Here is an 18,625-nt window from a genome sequence, read left to right on the forward strand (position 1 = left end):
ACCTCCTGGTGCGGCACCTTGGCGGGCCGCCGTTGGCAGTGCAAAATTTCTATCCTGAAATTTTGTCATGCCGTACCTCCGCTTTGCATGGTCATTGACATGATCGCCATCCTTACCGCCACGCCGTTGCTGACTTGCTGCAGGATCACCGACTGCGGGCCGTCGGCAACACTGGAGGCGATTTCGACACCGCGGTTGATCGGGCCCGGATGCATCACGATCGCATCGGGTTTGGCCCGTTGCAGTTTGGCTTCGGTCAAACCGAAGCAGCGGAAAAATTCGCTTTCGCTGGGCAGAAAGGCCGAGTTCATCCGTTCCTTTTGTAAACGCAACATGATTACCACATCCACATCGACCAAGCCCTCGTCCATGTCGTGGATCGGCGTCACGCCCATGGTTTTGACCTGGGCCGGCAATAGTGTTTTCGGCGCAATGACTCTAACCTCGGCCACACCCAAGGCATTCAAAGCCAGAATTTGCGAGCGCGCCACCCGCGAATGCAGGATATCGCCGACGATCGCGACTTTCAGCCCCTCGAATTGTTTTTTATGTTGACGAATCGTGAACATATCCAGCATGGCCTGGGTCGGGTGCGCATGCTGGCCGTCGCCGGCATTGATTACGCTGATGTGGGGCGCCACTTGTTGAGCGATGAAGTGGGCGGCGCCGCTCAAAGCGTGGCGCACGACGAACATGTCGACCTGCATCGCTTCCAAATTGCGGATGGTGTCGAGCAGGCTTTCGCCCTTGGATGTGGCGGAACGGGCAATATCCATGTTCAACACGTCGGCCGACAGCCGGGTGGCAGCCAGCTCGAACGTGGTGCGGGTGCGGGTCGAGTTTTCGAAAAACAGATTGACGATGGTCTTGCCGCGCAGCAACGGCACTTTCTTCACCTGATGCTCGGACATGCCGACGAAGGATTCGGCCGTGTCCAGAATCTCGGTCAGCAACTCCCGATCCAGGCCCTCGATGGTCAGAAAGTGTTTGAGTTTGCCTTGCTCGGTCAGTTGCAGATGCCGGGTCATGCCGCGACTCCGGCCAAATCCTGAATCTCGATGCCGAGCGGGTCGGGACCGGTCAATTTAATCCGCTGGCCCTCGGCCAAATCGATACGGATGCCGCGGCAATCCGGCTGCAACGGAATTTGGCGGCCGTTGCGCTCGATCAACACCGCCAGCACGACCTGATTGGGGCGGCCGTAATCGAAAATCTCGTTCAGTGCGGCGCGACTGGTACGGCCGCTGTAAAACACGTCGTCGATCAGAATGATATCGCGCCCTTCCAGATGTGGCGGCAATTGGCTGGTTTTGACTTTGGGATGCATGCCGATTTGGGAAAAATCGTCGCGATAAAAGGTGATGTCCAGCAAACCCAAGGGCTCGCTGATGCCCAAGCGCAAGTGCATGTGGCGGGCAACCCAAGCCCCGCCGCTGTGGATTCCGATCAGCAGCGGATTTTGCAGTTTTCGTTCGCCGATCTGCTGCCGGATGGCAAGTTCCAGATTGTCCAGCAGGACGTCGATGTTCAAAGAATCGATAGACATGGTGTGGTTGAGCATTTTGTTATTGTTGGCGGCCGGGCGCGGGGCATAACCAATCCGCACCGAAATCCGCGGTTATCGGTCGAACCAACTTTGCAAAATCAATTGGGCGGCAAGCTGGTCTTGGACCGCCCATAGTTTGGTCGCACTGAGTTGCAGTTCGTCGAACAGCATCTGTTTGGCGGCAAACGTGGTCAGCGCTTCGTCGATCTGGTGCACCGGCAAATTGTAACGCCCCTGCAACTGGCGACAGAACTTCTGCATCCGCGGCGTCACCACGTTGTCGGAACCGTCGGCTTGCCGGGAAATGCCGACGACCAAGCCGGCCGGCCGCCATTCGGCGATCAGTTGGCCGATCCTGCTCCAGTCCGGCACCTGGTTTAAGGAACGAATGGTTTGCAGCGGACTGGCGATGCCGCTGCCGGCATAACCGACGGCTACGCCGATTTTTTTATTGCCGAAATCGAATCCCAAATAGGCGTCGCTGCTTAATTTGGCAGCCAGCGGGTCGATTTTAACCATGTCCGGCCGGCGTGGTTAGACGATTGATGTCGATGCCGAGCTGACCAGCCGCGGCATTCCAGCGCTGGCTGATCGGCGTCTCATAGAGGATGGCTTCGCCGCAAGGCGTATTCAACCAGGCGTTTTCGACGATTTCTTTCTCCAACTGGCCGCTACCCCAACCGGCATAACCCAGCGCGATCAGATAATGGCTTGGGCCTCTACCTTCGGCGATGGCTTCCAGGATGTCGCGGGAACTGGTCAAGGTGATGTTTTCCGCCGTGGAAATACTGGAATCCCAACGCTGCTCGCAGGCATTGTGAATCACGAAGCCGCGTTCCTGCTGCACCGGGCCGCCGGCGAAAATCGGCGTGTTCAACACGGCTTCGATTTCGGATTTGATGCCCATCTGCTCGAAAATATCTTTCAACTTCATACCGGTCGGCCGGTTTATCACGATACCGAGCGCGCCTTCCGCATTATGTTGGCACAGGTAGGTGACGGTATGAAAGAAATGCGGGTCGGCCAGGCCGGGCATCGCGATCAAAAACTGATTGTTCAAATAAGTTGCGTCTGTCATGGCAGTGCTCATAGGCTAACGGGCGGTCATACCGGTTTCGTCCGAGAATTTCCAGACCCTGGTAATCACCAAAACGTTCACTTCTCTCAACAACTCGTCCGGTAACGCCGCAAACGGCGCACTCATCTTGACGATGCGCTTGGCAGCATCGTCCAGCGCCGGATTTCCGGACGATTTAACAATCCGCATACTGTAAATACTGCCGTCGGCACTGATGCCGACATCCATCGTCAAGATTTGCGAGGCCCCTTTTTTGCGAGCCGCCTCAGGATAATTCAGATTGCCGGTACGCTCAACCTTGTCTTCCCAATCCTTGACGTATTGCGCTGCCAGGTATTTGTGGGTACTGATCGAGTTGACGAATTTGATTTTCGATTCCTGGGTACTTTGCTGGCTGTTGCGAATCCGCTCGCCCAGTTGCGCGATCTGCTGCTGCAGGGCTTCAGGGGATAATTTGGGGGCGGCGTCATGGACCTCAACCGGCTCGGGTGTTTCCACCGGCTGTTCCGGCTCAGCCGCAATCTTAACCGGCGCCCTGGCTTGGACCAGCACCTTTTCGGTGACCGGTTTGGCCGGAACCGGCATCGGCTGCGGCACCACTTTTTTCTGCGGCGGACTCGGCGGCGAAAACGGTACCGCCTCTTTATGCTGCAAAGGCTCCGGTTTTTGGGTTTGCTCGCCGGCGCCGAGCTGATGCTCCGCAGCCAGATACTTGGCATCCTTCGGCGCCTTTTTCAGCGGAGTATGGGCCACTGTAATCTCCAGCGATTTATCCATCTTTGCCGGTTTCGGCGAGGTAAAGTTGATACCCAATACAATCACGACGTGCACCACCGCCGCCAGAAACAAAGCCGTGATCAGCGAATCGCCTTGCGACAGCGGGGTCGACGTCAACTGCGGAGCCTGCATTTCAACCTTGCACTTGGGCAGCAATGTGGTCCATCAATTGCGCACTGATATTGATGCCGAATTGCTTATCCAACTCCTGGACGCAGGTCGGGCTGGTGACATTGACTTCGGTCAGGTAATCGCCGATCACATCCAAGCCGACGAACACCAAACCTTTTTCCCGCAATGTCGGCCCAACCTGTTCGGCAATCCAACGGTCGCGCGCGCTCAATTCGCGGCCTTCACCGCGTCCACCCGCCGCCAGATTGCCGCGGCTTTCGCCGCTGGCCGGAATCCGCGCCAGGCAATACGGCACCGGTTCGCCGTTCACCATCAAGATTCGTTTGTCGCCGTCCCTGACCGCCGGTAAGTAACGTTGCGCCATGATGTAACTGCTGCCGTGGCCGGTCATGGTTTCCAGAATCACGCTCAGATTAGGGTCGCCCTCGCGCACATGGAAAATCGAGGCGCCGCCCATGCCGTCCAGCGGCTTCAAAATGATCTCGCCTTGTTCGGCCAGAAAATTGCGGATTTTTTGCGGGTCCCGCGCCACCAACGTATCGGTGCAGCATTGTGGAAACCAAGCGGTAAACATTTTTTCGTTGGCATCGCGTAGCGACTGCGGCTTATTGACTACATACACGCCTTGGCGTTCGGCTTGCTCCAGCATATAGGTGGCGTAAATATATTCCTGGTTGAACGGCGGATCCTTGCGCATCATGATCACGTCCAGCTCGGACAGTTCGATCTGCCGCTCGGCGCCGAAAGCATGCCATTGTTTCTCGTCGCGCTTGACTTCGAGCAGGCGGCTGCGGGCATAGGCATGGCCGTTACGCATAAACAGATCGGACAACTCCATGTAGTGCAGTTCCCAGCCGCGGGCCTGAGCCTCCAGCAACATGGCAAAACTGGTGTCTTTTTTGATATTGATCTGGCCGATGGGATCCATGACCATGCCGAGTTTGATTGCCATAAAGTCCTGTATTACGCGAAACAAGTGGGAATGCGGGGGATTTTATCAAATTTATTTTCCAGGCTGCGGTTTACCCGGAAAAGTTTTTTTGATATAAAGCGCGGCTATTTTGAATCAAAAGCTCGCATTGAGGTAGTCATGTCCAGAGTATGCCAAGTAACAGGTAAACGCCCCCTGAGCGGGCACAACGTTTCACACGCAATGAACAAAACCAAGCGCCGTTTTGAGCCGAATCTGCACCATCACAGATTCTGGGTGGAAAGCGAAAACCGCTGGGTACGCTTGAGAGTATCTTCAAAAGGCATGCGAATCATCGACAAAAATGGCATTGATGCGGTTTTGGCCGACATCCGTAGCCGTGGCGAACAAGTTTAAGGAGACAGACAATGCGCGACAAAATCAAATTGGTTTCGACTGAAGGTACCGGCCACTTCTACACCACCACTAAAAACAAAAAAACCATGCCGGAAAAGATGGAGATCAAAAAATTCGATCCTGTCGTCCGCAGACACGTAATGTACAAAGAAGCCAAAATCAAATAATTCCGCTTCTAGCCCGCCGGGCGGCCGGAATCTCCGGTCAGCCCCGGTTGCCGGCGTTCTTGATTTCCTCCAGCTCGGCCTTCAGGCTTTCGGAATACTTGGCAAGCGATAAGTATTTCATCTCCAAAGCCTTTTTCTCTGCTTCCAGAATATTGTATTTGGTCTTTAGTTGTTGCAAATAGCGACGCAGCTTTAGCATGTCGTCCTGCAGCGACGAAGGCTCGGTGAAGACTTGACTAGTGGCGGCTGACATGGCGGTGTCGCCGGCAATCTCACGGAAATTGCCAGTCTCGATACCGTCGTCGATCGGAAACGAAGACGGCGATTTCAAATAGCTCGGATCGATCTCGTCAATACCGCCGGCCAAAATCAACGCATTGAATTTGTGCCTCATCAAAATAAAAGCCGCCGCCTCGCTCATCCGGCCGTTCTGGCACACCACCACGATCGGATGCTGCCGGTTCAAGGTTTTCAAATGCATTCGCAATGAAAAGAACGGGATATTGATGCTCAACGGCAAATGCAGCGGCTTATAGTGGTCCGGCTCGCGAACGTCGATCAAATCCGCGCCTTTAGCCACTAATTCCTGAGACTCTCGATAATTGATATATTTCAGCGTCGGCTGCTTGATCAAGGTCAAAAACAACTCTTTCGCCAAGCGCAACAGACTGACATCGGTCAGCGCGGTCACCGACACATTTCGCGGCTCCCCGGAAATCAGCGAATCTTCGCCGAAAGTATCCTGATCGCTCAGCAGGGCGAGCTTAATATCTTTTGCATTCGGCGCCGGCCTGCGGCTGACTTGGCAACGCCCCCTCTTGATGATGTAGAAATAATCGCCGACATCGCCCTGCCTGACGATCACGTCCCCGGCGTCGACGCGCAGTTCCTGCATACCGATCAAAATCTTCTGCAGGTTTGCCGGCGGCAACGCACGAAACACCGGCGACTTCAATAAAGTCGTCATCCAGTCGTCGTTGTCTTCCACCTCGTCTACCACCATAAAACTCTCGTTTTCCTCGAAATTGCCGTCTTGCGCCGATTTCACCATATCGGTATTCAAACGTAAAAACCGAATTCTACTATTAGCGACTGCGTTCACTTTTCGCGGAATCTGATGCGCCAGCGCAAACCGGGCTGACGGACTGTCGGCGCTGATGGTTTCAATCGTGAGCGCTTCGGTCTGCAAGGTCACGCTGCCGTCCAGCAAATAGACCAACTCGTTGCGTTCGTCGCCGCGTTGAAATAAAAATTTACCTTCTTCGGCGGATTCGATATTGATTTGGGCGCATATCGCCTCAAATTTACTGAACGGCAGCGTGGAGAGCGGAATTAACTGCCGGATAATCCGGCCCTCGGCGGAATGGATGTCGACAGCCACTAGTCAGGTGCGGATTGAAGAGTATGGAATCCAACGACGGAACATAACCTATGATAGCCGATTATTAATTAAACTCCGGGAAACAAATTAGGCTCCGGCGTGTCCATGCCGGCAATCCAACAAACCACAACCCAAAAACATAACCACCATGAGAAAAATCATTCTGCTATTTTTGCTTGGCTTGAGTAGTTGGCAGTCCAACGCCGCATTGCCCTTGCAGGTGGATGGCACCAACCTGCCGTCACTGGCGCCGATGCTGGAGCAAAGCATGCCGGCCGTGGTCAACATTTCCACCTCCACCAACGTGAGGATGCAGGCAAACCCGCTGATGAACGACCCCCTCTTCCGCCGGTTCTTCAACATCCCCAACAACCCCAAGCAACAACAGCGCAACAGCCTGGGCTCCGGCGTGATCATCGACAAAGACCAAGGCTACGTGTTGACCAACAACCACGTGATCGACAAAGCCGACAAGATTAACGTAACCCTGGCCGACGGCCGCCAACTGAACGCTAAATTGCTCGGCACCGACCCGGAAGCCGACGTCGCAGTAATCCAAATCCCGGCCGACAACCTGACTGCGTTAAAAGTCGCCGATTCCAGCCAACTGAAAGTCGGCGATTTCGTCGTCGCGATCGGCAACCCGTTCGGCCTGGGCCAAACCGTCACTTCCGGCATCGTCAGCGCCCTGGGCCGCTCCGGCCTCGGCATCGAAGGTTACGAAGACTTCATCCAGACCGACGCCTCGATCAATCCCGGCAACTCCGGCGGCGCACTGGTCAACTTGCGCGGCGAATTCGTCGGCATGAACACAGCCATCCTGGCGCCGAGCGGCGGTAATGTCGGCATCGGCTTCGCGATTCCGTCCAACATGGCGCTGCGTTTAATGGAGTCTTTGGTGCAGCACGGCGAGGTGCGCCGCGGCCTGCTCGGCGTCACCACCCAAGATCTGACGCCGGACTTGGTCAAAGCCTTCTCCTTGAAAAGCCAGCATGGCGCCGTGGTGAGCCGAGTCGAAGCCGGATCGCCGGCCGAAAAAGCCGGGCTGGAACCCGGTGACATCATCGTCGCAATCAACGGCCAGGATGTAAAAGGCGGTAGCACCCAAATCCGTAATGCGGTCGGCCTGCTGCAAGTCGGCGATACTGCCGAATTGGACATCATGCGCGGCGAAGAACGCAAAACCGTGCAGGCCACGATAGGCAAACCGAAACGGCCACAGCTCGAAGGCGCCAAACTGCATCCGATCCTGAGCGGCGCCACGCTCGGCGTCACGCCGAAAGAGCAGGTGGAAGGAGTTCTGATCGAAAAAGTGGAACAAAACTCGAAAGCCTGGAAAACCGGCCTGCGCCCCGGCGACGTCATCGTCACCGCCAACCGCTACCGGGTCCGGAACCTGGACGAAATGAAGCAGGTGGTCAATCCCAACGCGCCGCTGCTGGTCAACCTGCAACGCGGCGGCGAAGCGTTCTTCGTGGTGCTGCAATAGTCGGCGTCAGGTCAACATCGACTTCAGCGCGGCCAGGCTGGCCTTGCCGCGCTGCTTGATCTCCTCCGGGGCCAATTGTTTTTTATTGGCCCACTCCAAATCCTCCTCCGGCAACTCGCCTAAAAACCGGCTGGGTTCGCATTCCGCCAATTCGCCGTAGCGCTTGCGGTGAGTGCAATAACTGAAGGTCAGAGTTTGTTGGGCGCGGGTGATGCCGACGTAAGCCAGGCGCCGTTCTTCCTCGATATTGCCGGTTTCGATGCTGTTCTGGTGCGGCAACAGGTTTTCTTCCATGCCGATCAGAAACACGTGCGGAAACTCCAGCCCCTTGGCGGCGTGCAAGGTCATCAGACTGACCTGGTCGCCGGCCTGTTCCTCCTGGTTGCGGTCCAGGATATCCAGCAGCATCACTTTAGCGATCACATCCGCCAACGACTGTTCGCGGCCCTCCTCTTTAGTCGCGATGCGCCGCAGCCACTCGATCAATTCGTAGACGTTTTTCAGCTTGCGCTCGGCCGAGGCCGGGGTTTTGCTGTTCTCGTCCAGCCACTGTGGATAATGAATTTCGTCTATCATTTTTTCGATTTCGGCAAAGGTATCGCCGCGCTCGATCTTCAGCGCCTTATCCCGCACCCAATCGCAAAACCGGGTCAGACGCAGCACCGATTTTTCCGACAGCCGCTGCTGCAAGCCCAGTTCGGAACAGGCCTGGAACAAGCTGATATGCCGCTCGTTGGCGTAAGCGCCCAATTTTTCCAAAGTGGTCGGCCCGATCTCCCGCCGCGGCGTGTTGATCACCCGCAAGAACGCCGCGTCGTCTTCGCGGTTGACCAACAGGCGTAGATAAGCCAGCACATCTTTGATTTCGGTGAACGAAAAAAACGAGGCGCTGCCGCTGATGAAATACGGCACGTTATTTTCGCGCAGCTCCTTCTCGAACAAGCGCGACTGGTGGTTGCCGCGGTACAAAATGGCATAGTCGCCGTAGCTGCCGCCGGTCTTGAACCGGTGGTGAACGATCTCGGCGGTGATTTGCTTGGCCTCGGCCAGATCGTTTTTATGGCTCAACACCCGCAACGGCTCGCCGTAGCCGAGTTCGCTCCACAATTTTTTCTCGAAGGTATGCGGATTGTTGGCGATCAATTGGTTGGCCACCTTCAAAATCCGCCCGGCCGAGCGGTAGTTCTGCTCCAGCTTGATCACCTGCAACCGGCTGTAATCCTTTTGCAACTGACTCAGATTCTCGGGCTGGGCGCCGCGCCAGGCATAAATCGACTGGTCGTCGTCGCCGACCACTGTAAACCGGCCCAAGGACCCGGCCAGCGCCCGCACCAACTGGTACTGGGTGATATTGGTATCCTGATACTCATCGACCAGCAAATAGCGAATCCGATGCTGCCACTTTTCCAGAACATCCGGATGCCGTTGAAACAATTCCACCGGCAGGCCGATCAGGTCGTCGAAATCCACCGCGTTATAGGCCTTCAAACTGCGGTTGAACTGATGATACAAGCGCGCCGCCGCGGCGGTTTCTGTGTCGTCGGCCCGGCTCAAGGCCTGCTCCGGACTGACGAATGCGTTTTTCCACTGCCCTATCTTATGGTTGTAACTCTCGACGGCGTCGATGTCGCAACCGTCGGCACCATGGCCGATCAACTGTTTCAGCAGACTCAATTTGTCCTGCTCGTCGAACAAGGTGATCGCAGCCTTGTACCCCAGCGCCTTGTGTTCCTTACGCAGAATTTCCAAACCCAGGGAATGAAACGTCGACACCCGCAGGCCGCGGCTTTGCTTGTCGTCGATCAAACGGCCGACCCGACTTTTCATCTCCCGCGCGGCCTTGTTGGTAAAGGTGACGGCGGCGATATGCCGCGCCGCGGTGCCTTGTTGCACCAGGTACGCAATCTTTTCGGTAATTACCCGGGTCTTGCCGCTGCCGGCACCGGCCAGCACCAGCAAAGGACGATCCACGGTTTTGACCGCGGCGAGTTGTTGCGGATTGAGTTTGGGAGCCATTTATGAATGATCGAACGAGCTGGTCACGCCTTTGCCGCCCTTGTTATGGAAGCAGACGTACTTCATCGTGGGCCACACGCTGTGGCAGGGCATTTCCTGAACGGTACAGGCTATTTTAGCCCGTCGGCAAAACCTGGTTTGCAAAAGAATGGCGCCGAGTAAGAAGGCAGGGGATTAGACTCTGCCGTTCCGTAGTGCTTTTCAGCCAAAAACGGCGCGGGCGGGCCTGTGAGGACGCCGGTCCGCGCCGGGTTAGAACTTAAGCTTCGTAATTGGCGCTGGCGAATTCCCAATTAACCAAAGCCCAGAATGCTTCCAGGTACTTCGGGCGCAGGTTACGGAAATCGATGTAATAGGCGTGCTCCCAAACGTCGCAGGTCAAGATCGGAGTCTTGCCGTCGGTCAATGGGCAACCGGCGTTGCTAGTGCTGACCAGTTCCAGGCCGCCCTTGTCGTTTTTCACCAGCCATGCCCAGCCGGAACCGAACGTGGTGACGGCGCACTTGGTGAATTCTTCTTTGAATTTTTCGAACGAACCGAAGGTTCTCTCGATCGCGTTGGCCAAGCCGCCGGTCGGTTCGCCGCCGCCGTTGGGAGACAGGCTATTCCAATAGAATGTATGGTTCCAGACTTGGGCTGCGTTGTTGAACACGCCACCGGACGATTTTTTGACGATTTCTTCCAGAGACAAACCTTCGAACTCGGTACCCGGAACCAGATTGTTCAGGTTGGTCACATAGGTTTGGTGGTGTTTGCCGTAGTGGTATTCGATGGTTTCGGCGGAAATGTGCGGCGCCAAAGCGTCTTTGGCATACGGTAATGCAGGTAATTCAAAACTCATCTTTAATTCTCCAGATTGATTGAACAGCAGCAGTGACTAGGTGCGGACCGGGTCCAACCTAATTACCTAGCATTATAATAAAGAATTATTCTGGTTTTAAAAAGCACATTTAATTCAATAGCTTAGTATTTTTAGAACAGATCGTAGGGCCGCGCTGGGCGTTGCCGCAACCAGAACCTTTAAAAACCCTAGCAAATCAAAGTGTTATAAAATAGCACCCGGCAGTACCCGCCACGCATTAGTTGATCATCACCACGCCGCCTTTCAATGTCAGCATGCCGTCGCCGCTGACGGTAGTCTGCAAACCCTTCAGCTCAGCCTGAGTGTCGGCTTGGATTTTGACCATCATGCCTTTAATCGTCACACCGCTCTGGTCGATCTTGATGCTGTTGGAGCCTACTTTCAGTTCTATGGATTGCGCCGCTTCTTCCGAAATGGCGCCGGCATCGAGCTTAACCGTCAAATTGCCCGATCCCAACTTGACGCTACGGTTGCCGGAACTGACGGTCAATTCGTCGTTGCCTTGCTGAATCTCGACGGTGCGGTTACCGGTCTTGACCGTCAATTTATCGTTACCCTGATCCAGGGTCACGGTGCGGTGGTTATAGATATCTATGGTTTGATCGCCGGCATCTTTTTTATCGAACCCGATTTTCTGCACGTCGTTGTTCTCGACGATACGGGTAAAGTTTTTTTCCGCGTGCAGATAGATTTCCTCTTCACCATACTTGTCCTCGAACCGGAGTTCATTAAAGTTTCCGGTGCCGCCTTGAGGCGTGCTGCGAGTCTTGATACCACTTTGGGTTTTATTGGCATCCAGCGTGTACGGCGGCATATTGACGCTGTTGTAAACTCGGCCGGTTATGATCGGATTGTCCGGATTGCCTTCCAGAAAATCGACCACAACCTCCTGGCCGACTCGGGGTATGAACATGCTGCCCCAGTTCTTGCCGGCCCAAATCTGCGCGACCCGCACCCAACAGGAGCTATTCTCGTTTTTGGTGCCGAGCCGGTCCCAATGGAACTGGACTTTAACCCGGCCGTATTGGTCGGTCAGGATTTCGTCGCCCTGTCCGCCAACCACGACGGCGGTTTGCACGCCTTGAACCACCGGAACCCGTGTCAAACGGGGCGGGCGGTAAACATAAGACGTATTGATCACCGAATAGGTACACAGGTACTCTTCCTCGCCGCCGGCACCGGAGTCGAAACCGTTATTGCGAATGCTGATGTCGGTAGACAACACCATGTACTGGCTATTCTGGTCGGCGCGGGGATATTCGGCCAAGCTGAACGTCAGACCGGTTGCCAGCCCTCTTACATTACCGCCGGCAAAGATCTGCTCGTGCTCGGAACGGGCCTGTTCCATCCGTAACCTGGCGTAGCGCTCGCCTTCCGTAGAGGTTTTATATTCGCCCGGATAATCGTAAATTTCCTTCCCGGATTCCGCATGTTCGCCATCAATCAACGACGCCACCTTCAAATCGGCAGTGGCGGCTTCGAAATCGTATTCGTTCAAGCGGTAACCGCCGCTTTGAATTTGCCGACTGAAAGTCCAATCGAAAATATGTTCTTCATCGCGCACGCCCTGATTGTCGGGCGGGTAATACTTGACCGTGGCATTGCCGGCAAGCGCCTGGTGCGCCTGCATGTTGTCGCACAATACCATGGTGTGGCTGCCGTTCTCGTGTTTAAAGTAGTAATAGATACCCTCCTCCTCCATCAAACGGCTGACCAAATTGAAATCCGTCTCCCGATATTGCACGCAGAACTCACGCTCCGGGTAGGTTTCGTTCAGATTCAAGGTCGGCACGATGCCGTATTCGCCAAGTATGCTCTTGACGATCTCGGACGCGGTGGTCGGCGCGGCTTGGTTGCCTTCGCCGACAGAAGGCGACAAAACCCGGCAATTGCTCGCCCTGGTCATCAACCAGGCTTTGGGGTGCAACCAGACCCGGTAGTTGTACAAGTCGCCCAGCATGCCGAGTTGATTGACCCGAGTGACGATACCGTTAAACCAGCGACTACCGCTGTTCTCCAATGCCAGTTGGACCGTCAAACCGGTACCCAATAAAGCTTTCAAATCGAGGGTACCGCTTTCGCTCAACAGTTCCAATTCGTATTCGAACAAGCGGCTGACGGTTTCGTTACCGGTCATCCGATAAAGTGCGAAAACACCATCGCCCAGCGCCGTGGTCACCTTGGCTACACGTTGATCTTGAGAGAGGGACATGTCGAAATCCTAAATGAAACTGTTGAAGAACCGAGCCCGGCGAGTTACCCGATCAATACGGTCGGGTAACCGACGACAATGGTGCCGCCGTGGGCGCAAGTGTCGCCCATACGGGCGGCCGGCATATTGCCAATCAATACTGTCGTGGAACCCATCGCAATGGTATCGGGAGGTCCGACGCAAACCGCCATATCTGTAGCACGGGCAGCGGGCATATTACCGATTAAAACGGTGGGGGCGCCGGGGCCGGAAATCGGCCCGCCCACATGGGGTACCGGTCCGGTGAACATTGGGCAAACATGCATATCGGTCAAGCGTGCGGCGGGCTGTCCCATATCGTCCCTCCGTCAAGCCGCTTGCCAGACCCGGCCGTTACCGCCGTTGGCGATATCGATACCTTGCTCCAGAAAGAACTGGTATTTGTCCTGGGATTTGTCCGGCTGCGTCAGCACCGCGGCCAGCATCACGGCCCCGGCCACAGCCTTACCGGTCAAATTGTCGGCCGGTGGCACGGCCGGCACGTTTTCCGGCGCCATACTGCCTTCACTCCAGAACGCCGCCATTGCCGCCCAAGCAGCCGGGTTTTCGAACGACGCATCGTGGGCTGCGCTGTTCGCCAATCTGCGATTGGGTTCGGTCGGCTTGAACACCCATAACTCGGCAGCCTCCAAGGCTTTCACCACTTCCGGCTTGGTATCCGGTCCGACCACGCTGCGGGCGCTGATGCAGGCCCACCAGGTTGCTTCCCGCTTGGGCAAGGCTCTTGCCAGAAACCGAACGGCATCGGGGAACAGTTTGAGTTCGATCAAGTTGCGCAAAAATGCCGCCGGTGCCAAGTCCTCGGCCAAACAACGTAACGCATCTGGCTCCAACTGAATATCCCGGCAAATTTGCGCCGCCGTGGGCATCGTCACTTTGCGTAAACTTACCGCAGTTGTCATGCTGTCTCCCATCTTCAACGAGTCTGAGTTCGGATTGTCCTGACCGTGATTATGCGTATCACAGGTAAAAATATTAACCGTTGAACGCCAAGTTAGCTACCCGGTTTAAAGCGCTTCGAACGGGTTTATGTTGGCCCAATCCGTTTGCAATACCGCCTGCCAACAATTACCCTTACCGTGCGCACCGCCGCCGGTGGCATCAGCCATCGCCGAAACGTTAAAGTTAACGGTGGCGGCTGGTACGCGTTCCCAAACGCCAACCACTTGTGCCAAACCGCCACCTAACAAATGCCCACTGACCGATATTCGTCTGCCAGTAGCATTTTTTGGCGGCCTTCAACATTTGCCGCGCCGACGAGCAATTGTTGGACAACATGCGCAAGCCGATTTTCAGATGGGCTCCCAAATCCGAGATTAGTTTCCACTTTTGTCCCGGATTCGTACCACAATAACCGATCACGACATCCGAACTGTTGCACCGAATACCACCTTGAAAGCCCTCACCCAACCAAGTACTGGACTCCTATTTTTGCACCAGCCAATCGTCGACCATATGCGGCGGTAACCGTTAGGGCCTGTAAAGATGCTGGAATTGCGCTTTCTGAGTAGCCCAGACAGGTGGCGACTTCACTATCCCCCAGTTAGAAACAAAGCATTCAGATTCCGCCCATCCGAGTGCTTCGAGATTGACCGACTAGAATTTCAATCGTCGAATCGCTTAATGATCTAGTTGCTGAAAAAAAGCAGCCTACATCCGACTTAGTTTAAGGATAAAACTGCTCTGCAGTGTATCAGGCCACCTTTATTCACTGCACCCCGACACTTGATACCAGTCCCCTTTCCCCCCAATGCCGTTAAGTTAAGGAACAGAACGGCTGGTTCACATCCTGTAGGAGCAGGCCAGCCCTGCGACCGAAGCCGTTTGATCGCGGGCAGGGCCCGCTCCTACCATCCTTAACTTAACAGGTTGGTGAAAAACTCTTTTTTGCCTTTGAATGACTCTATATTTAGTGACGATGAGGCTATTTTTCCCACTAAATGCTGGTTCGATTGAGCAAAACTAGTGTCTGAAATATGGTTTTTCACCAACCTGCTAACCGAGTCAATCACTCTTGCGTATACGGTAACCAAACCGCATCGACACCCGGCACAATCTCGATTTTTCGATCACTCGGAAATTGGGAGTCTCTGATGTTCGCCCAGAATATCTGATCAATCTTGATTTGAAATTCTGCTTTATAAAGCATTTCCTTATCACCTCAAAAGCAAATCCGAAAAACAGATTTTCTTAAATAATCCTGGCTACGCAAGACATATGCACCGAAATTGAGCCCAACAATACCTCACAGCGCCCATCATTATAATTCCGTAATACTTACGCACTTATAGAGGTATTTCCCCAAGTAGTCTCCCATTTAGCATACGCGGTAGTCCCAACATAAGTTGCATCCTCCGAAATTCCGCCACAATGCGAAAGCACGTATGTCGGCGGTTGATTACCGCTAGATTTCTCCTTCTTTATGTTTAACTCCACTGTTCCCCCGGTGTATACGATTCCTTTCTTGCCATCCGAATATCCAATTACGATACAACCGTAGACAGGAACCCACACTCCGTCACCAAATAACTTATTTTTTCGAATATATTCATGCAACTGTTGTTCTTGGGCTGCATTCATAACCAATAGAGTATTCTTACCTCCTCTACTATGAGCTGACTGACGAAGACTAGCTTTTTTGATGCCCTTAGCAACTATTTCTTTAAGCGACTCATTAGCCAAGACTTTATAAACATGATATTTCTCAAAATCAAACGTATAAGTTACATCCGCCACATTTCCTCCAGCTAACTTTTTAATTTAAAATAAATCTGCCATACAACAGCAAAACACCACACATATTTCCAATAAAGACCAAACGACAAAAAACCATTTAACTAATAATTAAATGTCGGCCTTAACCTATTTCCAACAGGAATATCCAACAAAAATCATTCAAACCCATAGCCAAAATCCCCACCCTCAACCTTAACCTGTACCCGCTCGATCGGCGCACCTTCCATCATCCTCGTCAAAAACTCCTCGCTGATTTTCGGTAACACGGTGTTGGTCAGGATCGCGTCGATCATCCGGCCGCCGCTTTCCAATTCGGTGCAGCGGCTGGCGATCAGTTTGATCACGTCGTCGTCGTAGTTGAACGGGACCTTGTGGGTTTCTTCGACCCGCTTTTTGATCCGGTTCAATTGCAAGCGGGCGATCGCGCCTATCATTTCGTCGTTTAGCGGATAGTACGGAATCACCACCAAACGGCCGAGCAGCGCCGGCGGGAACACCTTCAGCAACGGTTCGCGTAGCGCTTTGGCAATCCCTTCCGGTTCCGGCATCAGATCCGGGTCTTTGCACAGATTGGCGATCAGGTCGGTACCGGCGTTGGTGGTCAATAAAATCAGCGTGTTTTTGAAGTCGATGACGCGGCCTTCGCCGTCTTCCATCCAGCCCTTGTCGAACACCTGGAAGAAGATTTCGTGCACGTCGGGGTGAGCTTTTTCGACCTCGTCCAGCAACACGACGCTGTAGGGCCGGCGCCGGACCGCTTCGGTCAACACCCCGCCCTCGCCGTAACCGACGTAGCCGGGAGGCGCACCTTTCAATGTCGACACGGTATGCGCTTCCTGGTATTCGCTCATGTTGATGGTAATGACGTTCTGCTCGCCGCCGTACAAGGCTTCGGCCAAAGCCAGCGCGGTTTCGGTCTTACCGACGCCGGACGTACCGGCCAACATGAACACGCCGATCGGTTTGTTCGGATTGTCCAATCCGGCGCGCGAAGTCTGAATCCGCTTGGCAATCATCTCCAACGCATGGCGCTGGCCAATGATGCGCTGTTCCAGATTGTCGGCCAGTTTCAGCACGGTTTCGATTTCGTTCTTGACCATCCGCCCGACCGGAATGCCGGTCCAATCCTGCACCACGGCGGCGACGGCCTGATGGTCGACCGTCGGTAAGATCAACGGCGACTCGCCTTGCTGTTCATGCAATTGCGTTTGCAAGTCTTTCAATTCGGCCAACAAGGCATCGCGGTCTTCCTGCGCGTCAGTCGAATCGGTTGTTGGTTCGGCTGCACCGTCCACCGCATGTCCGGCCGAACGCAATTTGCTGCGCAGCGCCAGAATCTTGCCGACCAATTCTTTCTCGGCGTTCCAACGCTCCTCCAAACCCACCAGCCGCTCGCGTTCGGCCGCCAATTTTTCGTTGGCCAACTCTTCGCGGCCAACCACTTCGACACCGACGGTTTTTTCGCGGCCGATGATCGCCAATTCGGTTTCCAGCGCTTCGATACGCTTGCGGCAGTCGTCGACTTCGGCCGGCACGGCGTGCTGGCTGACGCCGACGCGGGCGCAAGCGGTATCCAACAGGCTAACCGCCTTGTCCGGCAGTTGCCGAGCCGGAATGTAGCGATGCGACAATTTCACCGCCGCTTCCAGCGCTTCATCCAGAATCAGCACCTGATGGTGTTTTTCCTGCACCGATACCACGCCGCGCATCATGCGGATAGCCTTGGCTTCGTCCGGTTCGTGGACTTGCACGACTTGAAAGCGGCGGGTCAAGGCCGGATCTTTTTCGATATGTTTTTTATACTCGGCCCAGGTGGTCGCCGCGACGGTACGTAATTGGCCGCGCGCCAACGCCGGCTTCAACAGATTGGCGGCATCGCCGGTACCAGCTGCGCCGCCGGCGCCGACCAGCGTGTGAGCTTCGTCGATGAACAGAATGATCGGTTTCGGCGAAGCTTGGACTTCTTCGATGACTTGGCGCAGGCGGTTTTCGAATTCGCCTTTCATGCTGGCGCCGGCCTGCAGCAAGCCGACGTCCAAGGTGCGCAAACTGACGTCGCGCAAAGACGGCGGCACGTCGCCGGCGACAATTTTCAAAGCAAAACCTTCGACGACCGCCGTTTTGCCGACCCCGGCCTCGCCGGTCAGAATCGGATTGTTTTGGCGGCGGCGCATCAGGATGTCGATGACCTGGCGGATTTCCTCGTCGCGGCCGACAATCGGATCAATCTTGCCTTGGCGGGCCTGTTCGGTCAGGTCGACGGTGAATTGTTTCAGGGCCTCCTGCTTGCCCATCGCCGCCGGCGCTATCGCACCGCTGGCCTCGCCCGGCGTCGCGGCGATATGGCTGCCGTCCGTTGCCGTCTGGCCGTCTTCCGGCGAACCGGCAATCACATTCGGCAGCTCGTCGGAGACGCTGTCCGGTTTCAGTTTTTCGAATTCACGGGAAATGCCGATCAGCTCGTTGCGCAGACCTTTGGTTTTTAGCATGCCGACCAGCAAATGGCCGCTACGTACCTGGTTTTCGCCGAATAACAACGTGCCGTAAACCCAGCCGCGTTCGACGCTGTCTTCGATATGCGGCGAGAAATCGGAAATCGAGGTCGAACCGCGTGGCAGCTTGTCCAGCGCTTCGGTGACTTCTTTCGCGATCCGCGACATGTCCAGGCCGTAATGCTTGATCGCCCGGTGCAGGTCGGAGTCGGGCAATTGCAGCAATTGGCTCAACCAATGCACCAATTCGACATAGGGGTTCCCGCGCAGTTTGCAAAACACCGTCGCGCTCTCAACGGCTTTGTAACAAACCCGGTTTAATTTCCCAAACAGCTTGACTCGGCTAATTTCTGCCATCGCTACATTTCCTG

The 18,625-nt window shown here is 54.9% G+C and carries 17 protein-coding genes; 3 read left to right on the forward strand and 14 right to left on the reverse strand.

Annotation, left to right across the window (positions count from 1 at the left end):
* Positions 1–65 precede the first annotated feature (65 nt).
* The 6 genes from PL263_RS12815 to gshB all read right to left on the reverse strand — a co-directional run bounded on the left by PL263_RS12815 (position 66) and on the right by gshB (position 4,485).
* A complete protein-coding gene (locus tag PL263_RS12815) occupies positions 66–1,028 on the reverse strand; it encodes an aspartate carbamoyltransferase catalytic subunit (protein ID WP_278209751.1) in 963 nt (320 codons plus the stop codon).
* Positions 1,025–1,546, reverse strand: coding sequence for a bifunctional pyr operon transcriptional regulator/uracil phosphoribosyltransferase PyrR (pyrR, locus tag PL263_RS12820; RefSeq protein ID WP_140912056.1), 522 nt, complete (start codon positions 1,544–1,546; stop codon positions 1,025–1,027). Before pyrR ends, PL263_RS12815 begins: the two co-directional genes overlap by 4 nt.
* A gap of 72 nt (positions 1,547–1,618) precedes the next feature.
* Entirely contained in the window at positions 1,619–2,065 is a 447-nt protein-coding gene (gene ruvX, locus PL263_RS12825; protein WP_278209752.1) for a Holliday junction resolvase RuvX, read from the reverse strand.
* Positions 2,058–2,624, reverse strand: coding sequence for a YqgE/AlgH family protein (locus tag PL263_RS12830; RefSeq protein WP_278209753.1), 567 nt, complete (start codon positions 2,622–2,624; stop codon positions 2,058–2,060). Before PL263_RS12830 ends, ruvX begins: the two co-directional genes overlap by 8 nt.
* A 15-nt stretch (positions 2,625–2,639) precedes the next feature.
* Positions 2,640–3,533, reverse strand: a complete 894-nt coding sequence (locus PL263_RS12835; RefSeq protein ID WP_278209754.1) for a TonB family protein — start codon at positions 3,531–3,533, stop codon at positions 2,640–2,642.
* A 1-nt stretch (position 3,534) separates the two neighbouring features.
* Positions 3,535–4,485 carry a glutathione synthase gene (gene gshB / locus PL263_RS12840; protein ID WP_140912052.1) on the reverse strand — a complete coding sequence of 317 codons (951 nt, stop codon included), beginning with the start codon at positions 4,483–4,485 and terminating at the stop codon, positions 3,535–3,537.
* A 138-nt stretch (positions 4,486–4,623) separates the two neighbouring features.
* Here gshB and rpmB point away from each other — a divergent pair, with 138 nt between their 5' ends.
* Together rpmB and rpmG are read left to right on the forward strand one after the other, a co-directional pair.
* A complete protein-coding gene (gene rpmB / locus PL263_RS12845) occupies positions 4,624–4,860 on the forward strand; it encodes a 50S ribosomal protein L28 (RefSeq protein ID WP_140912129.1) in 237 nt (78 codons plus the stop codon).
* Between the two features lie 11 nt (positions 4,861–4,871).
* Positions 4,872–5,027: a 50S ribosomal protein L33 gene (rpmG, locus tag PL263_RS12850; protein ID WP_140912051.1), complete on the forward strand. Its 156-nt coding sequence runs from the start codon at positions 4,872–4,874 to the stop codon at positions 5,025–5,027.
* 37 nt (positions 5,028–5,064) lie between these two features.
* On the opposite strand, the gene PL263_RS12855 is transcribed toward rpmG, so the two are convergent.
* Complete coding sequence (locus tag PL263_RS12855) at positions 5,065–6,408, reverse strand: cyclic nucleotide-binding domain-containing protein (protein ID WP_278209755.1); 1,344 nt, start codon at positions 6,406–6,408, stop codon at positions 5,065–5,067.
* Positions 6,409–6,556: 148 nt separating this feature from the next.
* Between PL263_RS12855 and PL263_RS12860 the strand changes: the two genes are divergently transcribed.
* On the forward strand, positions 6,557–7,897 hold the full coding sequence (locus PL263_RS12860) for a DegQ family serine endoprotease (RefSeq protein WP_140912049.1): 1,341 nt from the start codon (positions 6,557–6,559) through the stop codon (positions 7,895–7,897).
* A 6-nt stretch (positions 7,898–7,903) separates the two neighbouring features.
* Here the strand turns inward: PL263_RS12860 and rep are convergent, their stop codons facing one another.
* The 7 genes from rep to tssH all read right to left on the reverse strand — a co-directional run bounded on the left by rep (position 7,904) and on the right by tssH (position 18,611).
* Positions 7,904–9,913: a DNA helicase Rep gene (gene rep, locus PL263_RS12865; protein ID WP_278209756.1), complete on the reverse strand. Its 2,010-nt coding sequence runs from the start codon at positions 9,911–9,913 to the stop codon at positions 7,904–7,906.
* A gap of 259 nt (positions 9,914–10,172) precedes the next feature.
* The gene (gene sodB / locus PL263_RS12870) at positions 10,173–10,754 is read right to left on the reverse strand and encodes a superoxide dismutase [Fe] (protein WP_278209757.1); all 582 of its coding nucleotides are present in this window, start codon (positions 10,752–10,754) and stop codon (positions 10,173–10,175) included.
* Between the two features lie 238 nt (positions 10,755–10,992).
* Positions 10,993–12,987, reverse strand: coding sequence for a type VI secretion system tip protein VgrG (locus tag PL263_RS12875; RefSeq protein ID WP_140912046.1), 1,995 nt, complete (start codon positions 12,985–12,987; stop codon positions 10,993–10,995).
* Positions 12,988–13,031: 44 nt separating this feature from the next.
* The gene (locus tag PL263_RS12880; protein ID WP_140912045.1) at positions 13,032–13,322 is read right to left on the reverse strand and encodes a PAAR domain-containing protein; all 291 of its coding nucleotides are present in this window, start codon (positions 13,320–13,322) and stop codon (positions 13,032–13,034) included.
* A gap of 12 nt (positions 13,323–13,334) precedes the next feature.
* Entirely contained in the window at positions 13,335–13,928 is a 594-nt protein-coding gene (locus PL263_RS12885; protein ID WP_140912044.1) for a hypothetical protein, read from the reverse strand.
* Between the two features lie 1,375 nt (positions 13,929–15,303).
* Positions 15,304–15,762, reverse strand: coding sequence for a hypothetical protein (locus tag PL263_RS12890; RefSeq protein WP_278209758.1), 459 nt, complete (start codon positions 15,760–15,762; stop codon positions 15,304–15,306).
* A 155-nt stretch (positions 15,763–15,917) separates the two neighbouring features.
* The gene (gene tssH, locus PL263_RS12895; RefSeq protein ID WP_278209759.1) at positions 15,918–18,611 is read right to left on the reverse strand and encodes a type VI secretion system ATPase TssH; all 2,694 of its coding nucleotides are present in this window, start codon (positions 18,609–18,611) and stop codon (positions 15,918–15,920) included.
* Between the last annotated feature and the right edge of the window lie 14 nt (positions 18,612–18,625).

This window comes from Methylomonas sp. EFPC3 (assembly GCF_029643245.1).
GTDB classification, from domain to species: domain Bacteria; phylum Pseudomonadota; class Gammaproteobacteria; order Methylococcales; family Methylomonadaceae; genus Methylomonas; species Methylomonas koyamae_B.